16 protein-coding genes are annotated in these 14,993 nt (G+C 68.3%); 10 read left to right on the top strand and 6 right to left on the bottom strand.

The annotated features are described in order from the left end of the window. Positions 1–143 precede the first annotated feature (143 nt). The 3 genes from ybaK to EV665_RS08630 all read left to right on the top strand — a co-directional run bounded on the left by ybaK (position 144) and on the right by EV665_RS08630 (position 2,724). A complete protein-coding gene (gene ybaK / locus EV665_RS08640) occupies positions 144–617 on the top strand; it encodes a Cys-tRNA(Pro) deacylase (RefSeq protein ID WP_133033801.1) in 474 nt (157 codons plus the stop codon). A 68-nt stretch (positions 618–685) separates the two neighbouring features. After that, the gene (locus EV665_RS08635) at positions 686–1,939 is read left to right on the top strand and encodes an aminopeptidase (protein ID WP_133033800.1); all 1,254 of its coding nucleotides are present in this window, start codon (positions 686–688) and stop codon (positions 1,937–1,939) included. Continuing rightward, positions 1,936–2,724 (top strand): pyrroline-5-carboxylate reductase family protein, encoded by a 789-nt coding sequence (locus EV665_RS08630; protein WP_064332234.1) that lies wholly within the window; start codon positions 1,936–1,938, stop codon positions 2,722–2,724. The genes EV665_RS08635 and EV665_RS08630 overlap by 4 nt, the downstream gene beginning before the upstream one ends. On the opposite strand, the gene EV665_RS08625 is transcribed toward EV665_RS08630, so the two are convergent. Beyond that, on the bottom strand, positions 2,675–3,589 hold the full coding sequence (locus tag EV665_RS08625; RefSeq protein WP_133033799.1) for an EamA family transporter: 915 nt from the start codon (positions 3,587–3,589) through the stop codon (positions 2,675–2,677). The genes EV665_RS08630 and EV665_RS08625 overlap by 50 nt on opposite strands. 83 nt (positions 3,590–3,672) lie before the next feature. Here EV665_RS08625 and EV665_RS08620 point away from each other — a divergent pair, with 83 nt between their 5' ends. Further along, the gene (locus EV665_RS08620; RefSeq protein ID WP_133033798.1) at positions 3,673–4,155 is read left to right on the top strand and encodes a MarR family winged helix-turn-helix transcriptional regulator; all 483 of its coding nucleotides are present in this window, start codon (positions 3,673–3,675) and stop codon (positions 4,153–4,155) included. A 59-nt stretch (positions 4,156–4,214) separates the two neighbouring features. Here the strand turns inward: EV665_RS08620 and EV665_RS08615 are convergent, their stop codons facing one another. The 3 genes from EV665_RS08615 to EV665_RS08605 all read right to left on the bottom strand — a co-directional run bounded on the left by EV665_RS08615 (position 4,215) and on the right by EV665_RS08605 (position 8,310). Next, positions 4,215–4,805: an NAD(P)H-dependent oxidoreductase gene (locus EV665_RS08615; RefSeq protein WP_133033797.1), complete on the bottom strand. Its 591-nt coding sequence runs from the start codon at positions 4,803–4,805 to the stop codon at positions 4,215–4,217. Positions 4,806–4,812: 7 nt separating this feature from the next. After that, entirely contained in the window at positions 4,813–6,399 is a 1,587-nt protein-coding gene (xseA, locus tag EV665_RS08610) for an exodeoxyribonuclease VII large subunit (RefSeq protein WP_133033796.1), read from the bottom strand. Positions 6,400–6,480: 81 nt separating this feature from the next. Then, a complete protein-coding gene (locus EV665_RS08605) occupies positions 6,481–8,310 on the bottom strand; it encodes a hypothetical protein (RefSeq protein WP_133033795.1) in 1,830 nt (609 codons plus the stop codon). 114 nt (positions 8,311–8,424) lie between these two features. Between EV665_RS08605 and EV665_RS08600 the strand changes: the two genes are divergently transcribed. Both EV665_RS08600 and EV665_RS08595 read left to right on the top strand, forming a co-directional pair. Continuing rightward, positions 8,425–9,423: a glycosyltransferase gene (locus EV665_RS08600; RefSeq protein ID WP_133033794.1), complete on the top strand. Its 999-nt coding sequence runs from the start codon at positions 8,425–8,427 to the stop codon at positions 9,421–9,423. Then, the gene (locus EV665_RS08595) at positions 9,420–9,809 is read left to right on the top strand and encodes a GtrA family protein (protein WP_133033793.1); all 390 of its coding nucleotides are present in this window, start codon (positions 9,420–9,422) and stop codon (positions 9,807–9,809) included. Before EV665_RS08600 ends, EV665_RS08595 begins: the two co-directional genes overlap by 4 nt. Here the strand turns inward: EV665_RS08595 and EV665_RS08590 are convergent. Then, positions 9,767–10,567 carry a helix-turn-helix domain-containing protein gene (locus tag EV665_RS08590; protein ID WP_064332227.1) on the bottom strand — a complete coding sequence of 267 codons (801 nt, stop codon included), beginning with the start codon at positions 10,565–10,567 and terminating at the stop codon, positions 9,767–9,769. The genes EV665_RS08595 and EV665_RS08590 overlap by 43 nt on opposite strands. A 127-nt stretch (positions 10,568–10,694) precedes the next feature. Between EV665_RS08590 and EV665_RS08585 the strand changes: the two genes are divergently transcribed. The 4 genes from EV665_RS08585 to EV665_RS08570 all read left to right on the top strand — a co-directional run bounded on the left by EV665_RS08585 (position 10,695) and on the right by EV665_RS08570 (position 14,081). Next, positions 10,695–11,105, top strand: coding sequence for a hypothetical protein (locus EV665_RS08585; RefSeq protein WP_133033792.1), 411 nt, complete (start codon positions 10,695–10,697; stop codon positions 11,103–11,105). Between the two features lie 152 nt (positions 11,106–11,257). Continuing rightward, positions 11,258–12,283 carry a histone deacetylase family protein gene (locus tag EV665_RS08580; protein WP_133033791.1) on the top strand — a complete coding sequence of 342 codons (1,026 nt, stop codon included), beginning with the start codon at positions 11,258–11,260 and terminating at the stop codon, positions 12,281–12,283. Positions 12,284–12,435: 152 nt separating this feature from the next. Then, positions 12,436–13,341: an EamA family transporter gene (locus EV665_RS08575; protein WP_133033790.1), complete on the top strand. Its 906-nt coding sequence runs from the start codon at positions 12,436–12,438 to the stop codon at positions 13,339–13,341. Positions 13,342–13,415: 74 nt separating this feature from the next. Next, positions 13,416–14,081 (top strand): YiaD family glycine zipper/OmpA-like lipoprotein, encoded by a 666-nt coding sequence (locus tag EV665_RS08570; RefSeq protein ID WP_064332223.1) that lies wholly within the window; start codon positions 13,416–13,418, stop codon positions 14,079–14,081. A gap of 27 nt (positions 14,082–14,108) precedes the next feature. On the opposite strand, the gene EV665_RS08565 is transcribed toward EV665_RS08570, so the two are convergent. Next, complete coding sequence (locus EV665_RS08565; RefSeq protein ID WP_245337336.1) at positions 14,109–14,933, bottom strand: C40 family peptidase; 825 nt, start codon at positions 14,931–14,933, stop codon at positions 14,109–14,111. Positions 14,934–14,993 lie beyond the last annotated feature (60 nt).

The raw sequence follows: 14,993 nt of genomic DNA, 5'->3' as shown, positions 1-14,993 counted from the left end.
TGCGCCAGGAAACAGCGTCTCGACAGAGTCTCGGCCCATGGCCACTGACGAAGCGCCTTCCCCACGACAATCGAACATTGACAGCACCCCCGCGCTCCTGCACCCATGCGGACCGTATTTTTCGCATCGATGACGGGTCCGCCATGTCCAAGACCACCCGCGCCACCCAGGCCCTCGCCAGGGCCGGCGTTTCCTTCACCGTCCATACCTACGACTACGACCCCGATGCCGACCGCGTCGGCATCCAGGCGGCCGAGGCGCTGGGGGAGGATCCGGGCCGGGTGCTGAAGACGCTGATGGCGGAGGTGGACGGCAGGCCGGTCTGCGTCGTCGTGCCGTCGGACCGCGAGGTCAGCATGAAGAAGCTGGCGAGCGCCTTCAAGGGCAAGTCGGCCAACATGATGAAGCCGGCGGATGCCGAACGGCTGACGGGCTTCGTCGTCGGCGGCATCAGCCCGTTCGGCCAGAAGAAGCCGGTGCCGGCCGCGATCGAGGAGGCGGCGCTGGTCCATGACCAGGTCTACATGAACGGCGGGCAGCGCGGCCTGCAGGTGCGCCTTGCCCCGCGCGACGCGCTGGCGGCGCTGAAGGCGATCGCCGCAGCCGTCATCGCCTGATTGCGCCTTCTCTTTCGGCGCCGGGCACACTAAGTTCCCTTCATCCGAAGAGAACAGACAGGCATGCCATGACCTATCCCGCCAATTCCGCCCCCGCCGTCGATCCGCAAAAGCTCGACAAGCTCGCCGAAGTCGCCGTGCGCGTCGGCCTTCAGCTCCAGAAGGGGCAGGATCTCGTGATGACGGCGCCCATCGCCGCCCTGCCGCTCGCCCGCCTCATCACCAAGCACGCCTACAAGGCCGGCGCCGGCCTCGTCAGCACCTTCTATGCCGACGAGGAGGCGACGCTCGCCCGCTACCACCACGCGCCGGACGAAAGCTTCGACCGGGCCAGCGACTGGCTCTACGAGGGCATGGCCAAGGCCTATGCCAACGGCGCCGCGCGCCTTGCCATTGCCGGCGACAACCCGATGCTGCTCTCCGGCGAGGACCCGGCCAAGGTCGCCCGCGCCAACAAGGCGAATTCCACGGCCTACAAGCCGGCGCTGGAGAAGATCGCCAATTTCGACATCAACTGGAACATCGTCTCCTATCCGAACCCGTCCTGGGCGCGGCAGGTGTTCCCGAACGACCCGGAAGACGTGGCGGTCGAAAAGCTCGCCAATGCCATCTTCGCCGCCTCGCGCGTCGATGTCGCCGATCCCGTCGCCGCCTGGGCGGCGCACAATGCCGGCCTTGCCAGGCGCTCGGCCTGGCTGAACGGCGAGCGTTTTTCCGCGCTGCACTTCAAGGGGCCGGGCACGGACCTCACCGTGGGGCTGGCGGACGGCCACGAATGGCACGGCGGCGCCTCGACGGCCAAGAACGGCATCACCTGCAATCCGAACATCCCGACGGAAGAGGTCTTCACCACGCCGCATGCCCTGCGCGTCGAGGGCCATGTCTCCTCCACCAAGCCGCTCTCCCACCAGGGCACGCTGATCGACGACATCCAGGTGCGGTTCGAGGGCGGCCGGATCGTCGAGGCGAAGGCATCGAAGGGCGAGGCGGTGCTGAACAAGGTGCTGGACACCGACGAGGGCGCGCGCCGGCTCGGCGAGGTGGCCCTCGTGCCGCATTCCTCGCCGATCTCGGCGAGCGGCATCCTCTTCTACAACACGCTGTTCGACGAGAACGCCTCCTGCCATATCGCGCTCGGCCAGTGCTATTCGAAATGCTTCCTTAACGGCGCGAGCCTGACGCCGGATCAGATCCGCGCGCAGGGCGGCAATGAAAGCCTCATCCATATCGACTGGATGATCGGCTCGGACAAGGTGGACATCGACGGCGTGCGCGCCGACGGCAGCCGCGCGCCCGTCATGCGCGCCGGCGAGTGGGCATGAGCCATCTCGGCGTGATCGGCGGCGGCGGATGGCTGGCCGGGGCCCTGCTCCGGCCGGTGCTGGCCGACCGCCTCGTCATGCCGGCCGACCTCGTGCTGTCCTCGCGCTCGGGCAATATTTCAGGCTTCGAGGCCTGGCCGGGCGTGCACATGACGACGGACAATGCGATCCTCGTCGATGCCTGCGACACCGTCGTCCTGTCCGTGCGCCCCGGCGATCTCGACGAGATCGACGTCGACCTGCGCGGGCGCTTCGTCATCTCCGTCATGGCGGGGGTGACGGTGGAGGAAATCGGCGACCGGTTCGGCGCCCGGCGCATCGTGCGGGCGATGCCGAATGCCTGCGCCGAGCAGCGCCTCTCCTTCACGCCCTGGTGCATGACCGACGACGTGCGCGAAGCGGAAATGGACTTCGCGCGGCGCTTCTTTGCCGCCTCGGGCCGGCCGCATTTCATCACCGACGAGCAGGAGCTCGACTATTTCACCGCGCTCACAGGATCGGGTGCGGCCTTTCCGGCGCTGATGGCGGATGCGATGATCCGCCATGCGATCGAAGCGGGCATCGGCCCGGAGACGGCGGTCCTTGCGGTGCGCCAGCTCTTCCTCGGCGCCGCCACGCAGATGGCGAGCGTCAGCGACACGCCGGCCGATATCGTGGAACTGTTCATGGAGTACCATGGCACCACGGCGGCCGGCCTTTCCGCGATGATCGACGCCGATCTCGCCCATGCCGTCTTCAGCGGGCTGACGGCTGCGCGCCGGCGGGCGCAGGACGGCGCGGACTGATCCCGGCCGGCGCCGGGCGGGCGGCCTGGGCCCGCTGGCTGAGCCAGACGCTTCCAAGCACCACCACCATGCCGGCGACCTGCAGGAGGCCGAGATCCTGCCCGAGCAGCACCCAGCCGAGCACGACGGCGACGAGCGGGCTCAGGAAGCCGAGCGGCGCGATCGTCGCCGGGTCGAGCCGCGCCAGGCCGCGGAACCAGACGATATAGGTGAGCGCCGCGCCGATCAGGCCGAGATAGAGGAAACCGAGCAGGTTTTCCGCCGTCGGCGCCGGTAGGGCCGGCTCGAACCAGAGCGCCACCGGCACGAGCAGCAAGCCGCCCGCGGTGAGCTGCCAGGCGGTGAAGGTGAGCGGCGGCACCGGCGGCTTCCAATGGTGCGACAGCACCGTGCCGAAGGCCATGGCGACAGCGCCGGCAAAGCCCGCGGCGATACCCACCGGATCCAGGGCCGCCGACGGCGTCAGCACCAGCAGCGCCACCCCGCCGATGCCGGCAAGGCCGGCGAAGACGGCGAGCGGCCGCACCGCCGTGCCGATGACGGCGCGGGAGAGCCCGAGCACGATCAGCGGCTGGATGGCGCCGACCGTCGCGGCGACGCCGCCCGGCAGGCGATAGGCCGAGACGAACAGCATCGCCCAGAAGAACGAGAAGTTCAGCGCGCCGAGCAGGACGGTCCGCGGCCACCAGATGCCCTGGGGCAGGCGCCGGACGAGGAGAAGCAGCAGAAGCCCAGCCGGCAGCGCGCGCAGCATGGCGACGGTGAGCGGATAGCCGGCCGGCAGGAACTCGGTGGTGACGATGTAGGTGCTGCCCCAGATGGCCGGGGCGCTCGCGGTGAGCAGGATGTCGGAGGCGCGGGACATGATTATCTCCAAACAAAGAATCTTGACTTCAAGATATATCATTTTATCTTGACGTCAAGACAATGGCGCCGTTAAGTCCGCCCATGGATCACGTCGACAGAATTCTCGCGCAGTGGAAGCAGGAACGGCAAGACCTCGACGTCGAGCCGATGGGCCTGCTCGGCCGCCTCGCGCGGCTGCGCACCCATCTTGCCCGGGAAATCGAGAAGGCGCTGGCGGCGCACGGGCTGAATTCCGCCAGCTTCGACGTGCTGGCGACCCTGCGCCGCGCCGGCCCGCCCTACCAGCTTTCGCCGGGCGACCTGCTCGCCACCACCATGGTCAGCTCGGGCACGATGACCAACCGGCTCGACCAGCTCGAAAAGGCGGGCCTCATCGAACGCGCGCACAATCCCGAGGACCGGCGCAGCGTCATCATCGCGCTGACGCCGAAGGGCTTTGCGCTGGTCGATGCGGCGGTGACGACCCATGTGGAGAACCAGCATCGCCTGCTGGAGGCGCTCGGCACGGACGAGCGCGCGGCGCTGGACGGCCTGTTGCGAAAGTTCCTCGCCGCGTTCGAATAGCGCATGTCCGCTTTTCTCGACGCAGGACCGCTTCGCACCTTTGCTGGAATTGCTCCCGGTCAGATGCGGCCGGCGAGCCGCTCGACCCGCGCAAGATGCGCCTTGCGATTTTCCTCGCTCGCGCGGTCCATGTCGTGCAGGCTCACCATCCTGAAATCGAGGCCCTTGGCGCAGAAGGCGGCGATGCCGCGCTTCAGAAGCCGCTTCACCGGATTGCCCATGTAGAGATGCACCACCCACCAGGGTGAGCCGGTCGTGGTGAAGGCCCAGAAGAGGCGGATATTGCCGAGCCGCGGCTGGATGCGCCCGCCGGCCGGATCGTTCTCGAAGGCGACGCCGGGCGCGAACACCCGGTCGAAGAAGCCCTTCAGGATGGCCGGGAAGTTGAACCACCATTGCGGAAAGACGAGCACCAGCCCCTCCGCCTCTTTCAGGCGGGAAACGAAGGGTTCGGCGTCGGACGGGTCGTAGCCCGGTTCGAAGTAGCGGGCGCGCTCGGACGGCGTCAGGCGCGGGTCGAAGCCCTCGCGGTAGAGGTCGAGCAGATCGACCGCATGGCCGTTCGCCTCCAGCCGCCGCCGCACCGTGTCGGCGACGCTTGCGGCGAAACTTTCCTCCAGCGGATGGGCGAGCACGAGCAGGATGCGCATGCCGGCCTCAGAACAGCGAGCCCTGGCGGGGCGCGGGCTTCTCCTCCGCCTCGCCCTTCGCCGCCTTCCTGCGCGGCGGCATGCCGCCGCCCGCCCCGGTGACGGCGTCGACCGCGCCGTCGGCGAACTCGATGGCGATGGCGCGGCCGGGGCCGAGGCCGGCGGCGCCCTTCACCGGCGCACCCTCCTCGTCGCGCACCAGCGCATAGCCGCGCTTCAGCACGTTGCGGTAGGAGAGCGATTGCAGCATGCGGTCCTGCGCCTGCAGGAGGGCGCGGCGGCGGGCGAGATCGCCGGCGAGCGCGCTTTCGGCGCGCAGCGCAAGGCCCGACAGGCGGTCGCGCGCCCCGCCGGTCTGCGCGGCGATGCGGGCGGGCGTTGCGCGCAGCGAGACGTCGAAGGCGGCCAGGCGCGCGCGGAGCTGGTCGAGCCGGCGCTCGACGATGCGCTCGGCGCGCTGCAGGCGGTCGGCGACGCGCTGGCGGCGCTCGGCGATACGGGTGAGCAGCATGTCGGGCCGCAGATGCGCCGCCGTACGCTCGAAGGCGCGGCGCTTGCCCGCCGTGTTCATCTGCAGGCCGCGGCCAAGGCCCGCCGCCGCCTCGTCGAACCGGCGGCGCGGCAGCGCGAGGAGCTGGTCGAGCGAGGGCAGCGCCCGGGCGAGCGCGCGAACGCCCTGCCGGCGGCTGTCCATCTGGCGCGCCGTGGCACCGCGCAGGCGCGCGGTGAGCGAGGCGAGTTCCGCATCGAGATCGGCCTTCACCGGCACCGCCATTTCGGCAGCCCCCGTCGGGGTCGGCGCACGACGGTCGGCGGCGTGGTCGATCAGCGTCCAGTCCGTCTCGTGGCCGACGGCGGAAATGAGCGGGATCGTCGAGGCGGCCGCGGCGCGCACGACGATCTCGTCGTTGAAGCTCCAGAGGTCCTCCAGACTGCCGCCGCCGCGCGCGACGATCAGCACGTCCGGCCGCGGCACCGGCCCGCCGGGCGCAAAAGCGTTGAAGCCCTCGATGGCCGCGGCGACCTCCTGCCCCGAGCCTTCGCCCTGGACCTTGACCGGCCAGACGACGACATGGACCGGGAAGCGGTCGGCGATGCGGTGCAGGATGTCACGGATGACGGCGCCCGTCGGCGAGGTGACGACGCCGATCACCTTCGGCAGGAACGGCAGCGGCCTCTTGCGCCCGGCATCGAAGAGGCCTTCGGCGGCGAGCTTGCGGCGGCGCTCCTCGAGCAGCGCCATCAGCGCGCCGGCGCCGGCCGGCTCCAGCGCCTCGATGACGATCTGGTATTTCGAGGAGCCGGGGAAGGTGGTGATCTTGCCCGTCGCGATCACCTCCATGCCCTCCTCCGGCTTGAAGCGCAGGCGCGAGAAGCTGCCCTTCCAGATCACCGCGTCGATGCGCGCGCGATCGTCCTTCAGCGAGAAATAGGCATGGCCCGAGGAATGCGGGCCACGATAGCCGGAAATCTCGCCGCGCACGCGCACCTGGTCGAAGGCCTGCTCGACCGTGCGCTTGATGGAGCCGGAAAGCTCCGACACCGAATATTCGGCAAGATTGCTGGGCGAATCAGTCTCGGGGAAAAAGCTCATGCGGCAAAGTGTAGTGCGTTTGCCGGCGGATGACAGGGTGCCGCCGCCGGCATCCCCAGCCCGCTATGCGGTTTTTTTCGCCTATTCCGGCTTCACCCGGTAGAGACGCAGCACGCCCCCTTGCGCATCGTCGACCGGTTCGAGATAGGCCGGCACGTCGCCCTTCAGGAGGCCGGCATAGAGCCCTTCCGGCTCCGCATCGGCAAGAAGCTGCGTTTCGGTATTGCCCGGGCAGAAGGCGAGCAGCGTCACGCCGGCGCCGCGCAGGAACGCCTCGGCCTGGCGGGGATTGGACAGGCCGATATGCAGTTGCGTCAGCATGCCGCCCTGGTTGCGGTGATAGGGCGCCGAGAGCACGCGGTGGTCGCTGAAGCGCAGGATCGACGTGCCGAGGTCCGAAACGGCGGCCACCACGCCGGCCGGCTCGCGGGCGAGCGGCGCCAGCACGGCTTCGTCGGTGCAGGCGGGCAGCTTTGCGCCGCCGGCAAGCTCGGCGCGCAGCACGGTGCCCGAATGGCCGGGCACGAGGGCGCCGGCAAGCGCCCAGGTGGCGGGCGTCGAGGCAAGCGTCAGGCCGGCGAAGACCAGGCCCAGCTTCAGGTTCTTCGGCTCGGCATTGGCGGCCGCGCGCAGGCCGGCGATCATCCGGCCGAGCGCAATGGCGGCGAGCACATAGACGAAGATCGAGCCGCGGATCTGGATGAGCGAGACGGCAAAGGCGACGACCAGCAGCGCAAGCAGGATCAGGTGCGCCTCGGCGGCCTCGCGGCGATGGACGCTCCTGGCGCAGACGACGATGGCGAGAAGGCCCGTGGCGTAGAAACTGCCGATCGACGCGGGGTCGAGACGGAACTGGGCGATCGCCGACTGGGCCTCGATGACCATGTCGAGCCAGAAGGTCTTCAGCAGCGGATCGAGCGTGGCGAGCGGGTTGGCGAGGCATCCGGGCGCAATCAGGAGCACCGCGACGGCGACGATGCCCCCGGCACCCGCAAGGGCGGCCAGCCGGCCGCGAAACGACCAGGCGCTCGCCAGCGCGGCCGTGAGGAACAGCGTGCCGCCGCCGAGCGTCGCCAATGCGTAGAAACCGTAGGAGAGGCTGTCGCAGGTCACCTGTGCATAGCGGGACGGCGCGACGGTGGAGAAGAAGGCGGCGGTCACCGTCAGGGCGAGCGCGAGACCGTAGGCGGTGGCCGCATCGCGGAAGGCGCGGCCATGCCAGGCCCAGCGCAGGGCGACGACAAGGCAGACGGCGCCGATCAGCGGCGTCGTTTCCGCGCCGATGGCAATGGCGAAGCCGGCGAGCATACCGGCGACGGCATGGTCGCGCGCCCGCATGGCGGGGGAGAGCAGCATCGCCGCAATGCCGGCGACCAGGGCGATCTGGACATTGTGATGGTCGATCGAGCCGGGCTGGAAGCGGTTCAGCGAAAGAATGAGAATGACGGTCAGGACCAGCGTCGCATGCATCGCCATGGTGCCACCGAGCCGGTAGCCGGCAAGCCCCGCACCGAAAAGCACCGGCACGACGAGGAACGACGGCCAGACGGCAAGCGCCAGGGCCTCGGCCTGCCGCTGCCCGGCAAAGAGCGAGAAGAAGCTGATCAGGTTGGCGATCGGCAGGTCGATGAAACGCGACCAGTGCATGAACGTGCCGCCGGCAAGGCCGAGGCGGTACTGGGTCGTGTCGAACCAGCCCTGCCCGGCCAGGAGGTCGCGCACCACGACGAGGCGCATCCTGTCGTCATTGTCGACCCCGACATAGTCGGTCGCAAAGGGCAGCGACAGGGCGAGCAGCAGCGCGATCGTCAGGAGGCTGTAGAGGGCGAGCACGCGCCAGGTCATCCCGCAGCGCCCGGCAGGCACCTCCCCGGTCGCGAACGACAGGGCCACAGGCATGGATTTCGACACGTTTCGCCCCTTCGTCCATCATTGGAAGCCAGCCGAAACCTAGCCTTAACCTTCTCAAGAAATAGTAAAACCGTGGGTCGCATGAGGAGACCCGTACCGGGAGAACGCGCCGCCATGACGGACGCCTTGATGGAAGACCTTGAGATCGCCGTGCTGCTGCCCTGCTACAACGAGGCGCAGACGATCGGCGACGTCGTCACCGGCTTTCGCGCCGCGCTGCCGTCCGCCCGCATCTATGTCTACGACAACAACTCCACCGATTCGACCGCGCTGCGCGCGGCGCTGGCCGGCGCGACCGTCGTGCCCGAGCGCCGCCAGGGCAAGGGCAATGTGGTGCGCCGCATGTTCTCCGACATCGAGGCCGACATCTACATCATGGCCGACGGCGACGGCACTTATGCCGCCTCCGACGCGCCCGAGCTCATCCGCACGCTGATCACCGAGGGCGCCGACATGGTGGTCGGCACGCGCCGCGGCGTGCGGGCCGATGCCGGCCGGCAGGGCCACGCCTTCGGCAACCGCGTCTTCAACACCCTCTTCCGCTCGCTGTTCGGCAACGATTTCTCCGACATCTTCTCCGGCTACCGCGCCTTCTCGCGCCGGTTCGCCAAGAGCTTCCCGGCCGTTTCCGGCGGCTTCGAGATCGAGACGGAAATGTCGGTGCACGCCTCGCGTCTGCGCATGCCGATCGCCGAACTGGAGCTCGACTACGGCCGCCGGCCGGAGGGCTCGCATTCGAAGCTCTCGACCTTCGGGGACGGCGCGAAGATCCTCTGGATGTTCGCCATGCTGATGAAGGAGACACGGCCCTTCGTGTTCTTCGGCACGATCAGCAGCCTCTTCATGGCGGCGAGCCTCACCTTCATGGCGCCGGTCCTTGCGGCCTATTTCCACACCGGCCTCGTCGAGCGCATGCCGACCTGGGTCTTCTCGCTCGCCCTGATGATGATCTCGTTCCTCGTCTTCTCCGCCGGCCTCATCCTCGATTCCCTGGCACGCGCCAGAGCCGAGCAGCTGCGCATCCACTACATGAACCAGTCCGCCGGCCATACCGGCTACCGGCACCGCACGCGCGCCTCGGACAAGGCGGCGGTGCGCTCGCGCGCCGCATGAAGCGCCTGCTGCTCTTCGCGGTCGCCGGCGGCGCCGGCTTCCTCGTCGATGCCGGCGTGCTCGCGCTTCTCCTTCACATGACCCCGCTCGGCCCGCTCATCGCGCGGATCGGCGCCATCGCGGCGGCCATGCTCTTCACCTTCTGGCTGAATCGCACCTTCACCTTCGGCCGCAGCGACCGCAGCCTTGCGGCGGAGGGCGCGCGCTATGGCGGCGTCGGGATCGGTGCCGCGCTCATCAACTATGCGGTCTATTCGGCGATCGTCCTCGCCTTCCCGGCGCTCTGGCCGGTCTTCGCGCTCGCCATCGCCTCGGCCATCGCGATGCTCTGGTCCTTCCTCGGTTATTCCCGCTTCGTCTTCGGCCCCTCCTCGCCTTCGAAGTGAGCGCGCGTCCCGGCATCCGCCGGGAAGAAGCTCTCGATCAGCACGCCCTGCACCAGCGCGTCCTGCGCCGAGCCGAAGGAGGTGAGCGTGGTGATCCAGTTGAAGCGCTTTGCCCCGATCTTCATCTCGATCGGCAGGATCGGCAGCCGATCCGTCTCCGGAAAGGCCTCCAGAGCGGCCTGGATGTCCGCGGCGGCGGCCAGCCTTTCGATACGCTTCGAAAGCGGGCTGCGCGGGCCCTGCAGCCAGGCCTCGGCGCGGATGCGGTGCACGAGGTCGGCCGCCGATTGCGCCCAGTTGACGACGATCGAGCGCAGCGGTGTCGGGCCGAGATAGGCATCGAGGAAATTGTCGCCCGGCGCAACCGCGATGCCCGCCATGCCGGCAAGGCCGAGAAAGGCCTGGTTGGCGGTGAGCACGTTGTATTCATGGTCGAAGACGACGCCCGGATAGGGATCGTGCCGGGCGAGGATGAGGCCGATCGCCTCCGCCACGGCCGGCGGAAAGGCGGCAAGGCTGGCGGCCGGAGCCGTCGCGAAGCGCGGGCGGAAGCCGGCGGCGGAAAACAGCATGCCCTGATCGCGCGCGGGGATGTCGAGCACCGCCGAGAGCCGCAGGATCATGCCTTCCGACGGCCGCGAACGGCCGGTCTCCAAGAAGGAGAGATGGCGGGCGGAAATGCCGGCCTCGCTTGCCAGCTCCAACTGGCTCATGCGCCGGTGGCTGCGCCATTCCTTCAGGTGTTCGCCGAATTCCATTGTCGCCTCCCGTTCAGTACCCGCCTACTCAACAGGAAGCGCGGCATGATTTCCATTACCTCCAAGGTAATTGGTTTGCATCCCCGCCCTCGGCAGGATGGGCTCATCGAAACGAAAGGAGCCCACCATGTTCGCTACCATCAACCGCAACCTGCTGAAATCCATCATGCTCTTCGACGGCGTCTTCTCGCTCGCCGTGGCCGCCGTCCTCTTCACCCTGCCGGGCCCGGTCGGCGCCATCGTGGGCCCGCATGCGACGCCGGTCGTCCTCCACGGCTTCGCCGCCTTCTTCGTCGTCTGGGGCGTCTTCCACGTCGCCGTCGGCCGGCAGGTGCGGCCCTCGCCCGCCGCCGTCCGGATCGCCATCGCCGGCGATGCGGCCTGGCTCATCGGCAGCCTCGCCGTCCTCGTCTTCGCCAGCGGCGGGCTGACCTTCGCCGGCATGGGCCTCATCGCACTCGCCGCCGTGGCGGTCGCCGACATCATGCTCCTCAAGCAGATCGGCCTTGGCCGGCAGCAGCGCGCCGCGCTTGCCTGACCGCACCGATGCCCCATCCCCCTCGCCCCCGCCGAAAGCGGGGGCGCTGCCGTTCCAGCCCCCGCGCAACGCGCCATCTATCACCTGGGGGAGATTCCCCTTGCCCGGAAAATGCACTACCGTCGCGCCCGATTGAACACGGGGAGCCTTTCATGCGCGTTATCTTTTCCGAGGACCACAAGCTCAGGAACGCTCGCAGCGAGCTTTACGGCGGCGAGCTGGTGCCGCCCTTCGAGGCGCCGTTCCGGGCGGAATGGATTCTGGCGGCGGTCAAGGATGCCGGCTTCACCGACGTTTCCGCACCGGAACGCCACGGGCTCGAGACCGCGCTGAAGGTGCATGACGCCGGCTACCTTTCCTTCCTGGAAGGGGCCTGGGAGAAATGGAAGGCCGCCGGCTACAGGGGCGAGGCCATCGCCACCTCGTTCCCCGTGCGCCGCACCTCGCCGCGCATCCCCACCCAGATCGACGGCCTGCTCGGCTATTACTGCAATGCCACGGAAACGGCGATCTCGCCCGGCACCTGGGAAGCGGCCGTCTCCGCCATGCAGAGCGCGGTGACCGCGGCCGACATCGTCGCCGACGGCGCGAAGGCCGCCTTCGCGCTCTGCCGCCCGCCGGGCCACCATGCCGGCATCGACAGTTTCGGCGGCTACTGCTTCATCAACAACGCCGCCGTCGCCACCCAGCGCTTCCTCGACAAGGGCGCGAAGAAGGTCGCCGTGCTTGACGTCGACTTCCACCACGGCAACGGCACGCAGGACATTTTCTACGAGCGCGGCGACGTCTATTTCGCCTCGCTGCACGGCGATCCGGCCGAAGCCTTCCCGCATTTCCTCGGCTATGCGGAAGAGACCGGCAAGGGCGCCGGCGAAGGCACGACGCAGAACTATCCGATGCCGCCCGGCACGCCCTTTTCCGTCTGGGAGGCGGCGCTCACCGATGCCCTGAAGCGCATTTCAGCCTTCGGTGCCGAGGTCATCGTGCTCTCGCTCGGCGTCGATACGTTCGAGAAGGACCCGATCTCCTTCTTCAAGCTGACCTCGCCGGACTATATCACGATGGGACGGGCGGTCGCAGCCAGCGGCGTGCCGGTGCTCGTCGTCATGGAAGGCGGCTACGGCGTGCCGGAGATCGGCCTCAACGTTGCCAACACGCTGAAGGGCATTGCCGGCTGAGGCCAGCATCAATTTTCCTGAAGCAAGGCGTCACGATTATCCATTTGCCGCGTGACGCCCCCTCCTCTAGAGCATTTCCAGCCGAAGCGAAGCCGCTTTGGCATCGGATAATGCGGTAAAAACAAGAATCTAGAGCACCGGGAGGGCTTATCATGGCCGACCAACGGACAGCGACGGGCGGCGGGCTTTCGGGCTCGGGCAATGCGGGGCTCCTCACGGGCGTCCTGCTATGCTTCGGCTCGATGTCGAGCATCCAGTTCGGCTCGGCTTTCTCGGCGGCCGCGATCGATGCCTATGGCCCCTCGACCACGACATTCCTGCGCCTCGTCATGGCGGCGGCGATCCTGGCCTTGATCGTGCGTCCGCCGATGCGCTCCTACAGCCGCGACCAGTGGAAGGGCGCCATGCTGCTCGGCGCCACCATGGCGGCAATGACACTCTGCTTCTTCGCGGCGATCCACCGCATCCCGCTCGGCCTTGCCGTCGCCATCGAGTTCCTCGGACCGCTGGCGGTCGCCACCTGGTCGCTCGGCGCGGGCTGGCGGTTGATCTGGCCCGGCGCGGCCTTCATCGGCGTCGTGCTGCTGTCGCATGACGGCGCGGGCTGGGTCGGCGATCCCATGGGCATGCTGTTTGCCTGCGGTGCCGGCATCGGCTGGGGCACCTACATCATCCTCATGAAGAAGACCGGCGCGGCGTTCAGGGGGCTCGAAGGGCTCTCCATGTCGCTGGTCTTCGCGGCCATCGTTGCGGCCCCCTTCGGCCTGCCGCGCGCCGCCGAGGCGCTGAACCCGGAAGGGCTCGGCATGATCCTCGGCCTCGCCGTGCTCGTGCCGCTCCTGCCCTATGCGCTGGAGATGACCGCGCTGCGCCGCATGCCGATGTCGGCCTTCGGCATCCTGATGAGCCTGGAGCCGGCGCTCGGCGCGCTCGCCGGCTTCCTCGTGCTCAGCCAGCCGATGACGCCCCTGCAGATGCTCGGCACGGCGCTGGTGGTGGCGGCAAGCGCAGGTGTCACGTCCAGCGCAAACGGCGAAGGCGAGGGGAAAACCGCCTGAAAGCGGGCCTCTTTCATGTTCCTGCCGCAATCGCTAGGTTGAAGCAGAATCATCGACGTTTCCGGGGACACTCCATGTACAAGAAAGTTGCGCTCGTCGCGCTCGCCGCGACCTACCTTTCCGCCTGCACGACGACGGATCCCTATACGGGCGAGCAGAAGGTCTCGAACACGGCCGGGGGCGCTGCGATCGGCGCGGGCGTCGGCGCGGTTGCCGGCCTCCTGATCGGCAACAACCCGGTGCAGCGCCGCAATGCCGCGCTGATCGGCGCCGGCGTCGGCGCGCTGGCCGGCGGCGCCATCGGCAACTACATGGACAACCAGGAAGCCGAGCTGCGCGCCCAGCTTCAGGGCACCGGCGTTTCGGTCACGCGCATGGGCGACCGCATCATCCTCAACATGCCGTCGAACGTCACCTTCGCCACCGATCAGGACCAGGTGATCCCGCCGTTCTATCCGACGCTCGATTCGGTCGCGCTCGTCTTGCGCAAGTTCAACAAGACGCTGATCGACGTCGACGGCCATACCGATTCGGTCGGCAATGCCGGCTACAACATGGACCTCTCCAACCGCCGCGCCAACTCGGTCGCCAACTATCTGGCCGGCCGCGGCGTCGACCCGCGCCGCATGTCGGCGATGGGCTACGGCCTGGAACGCCCGATCGCCTCCAACGCCTCGGAAATGGGCCGCGCGCAGAACCGCCGCGTCGAGATCGCGATCTCACCGCTCAAGCAGGGCTGATCCGTCAGGGGGTCGCGCGCGGGGCCGTCACGGCCCTTCGCGGCCCGGCGCCCATTCCAGCCGCTTGTAGTCGAAACCGTATTTCAAGGTCGGCTTGACGATCTCGAAATAGGGCGAGAGATCGAAGTCGCGCGGCGTATAGAGCGAATGATGGCGGATATGCAGGATCTCCTCGCGCGAATAGGTCGAGGTCGCCGCCGCATGGCCCGGCGCGCGCGTGATGTCCGGCAGGATCGGATAGCGGATCGTCTCGAAGGCCTCCGCGATCAGCGTCGAGCAGATCGCCCGCGTCGGATCGCCTGAGCCGAAGGCGATCAGGCGGCGGCGCCAGCGCACCGGCACGGGCGGCGTCGGCAGGAAGTAGCGCAACATGTCCGTGATGTTCTTCAGATCGTATTTCAGGCCGAGGCGCGAGACCATGAAGGCGATGAGCGTGTCGCGATCCTCTGGCGTCAGCCCGACCGGACGGCAGATGCGCGTATTGTAGGTGCGGTACTTGGTGAGCGGCACGGCGACGCAGCCCTCGCCGAGATTGACCTCGATGAGCTGCGGGCGCTGCGTGGCGGGCAGCGCCGCCTGGTCCAGCGTCAGCGGCACCTCGTCGCCGACGAAGAGCGCGGCATGGGACCATGTCGACTGCGTCAGGTACTTGATCGCCGCGGAGACCTTCTGGTTGCCCTCCACCAGCAGCACGTCGCCGGGCCGCAGCGTGCGCGCCAGCGTTTCGGGGTCGGAGGGCGTGTAGGGCTCGTAGCCGGAGGTCTGGCTTTGCAGCTTGTCGGCGAAACGGCGGCCGATGCGATCGAGCAGCGTGTCGCGGCTTGCGTTAAGCGGCTTCAATCCGGCGGTCACATCACGTCCTTCGCAGTGTGGATCGTTTCCGCTTTTCCCCGAATCGCGAAAACGCTCCAT

The organism is Shinella granuli (assembly GCF_004341885.1).
Classification (GTDB): Bacteria; Pseudomonadota; Alphaproteobacteria; order Rhizobiales; family Rhizobiaceae; genus Shinella; species Shinella granuli.
The sequence above is the reverse complement of the archived record's forward strand: the minus strand, read 5'-3'. Positions and strand labels throughout refer to the sequence as shown.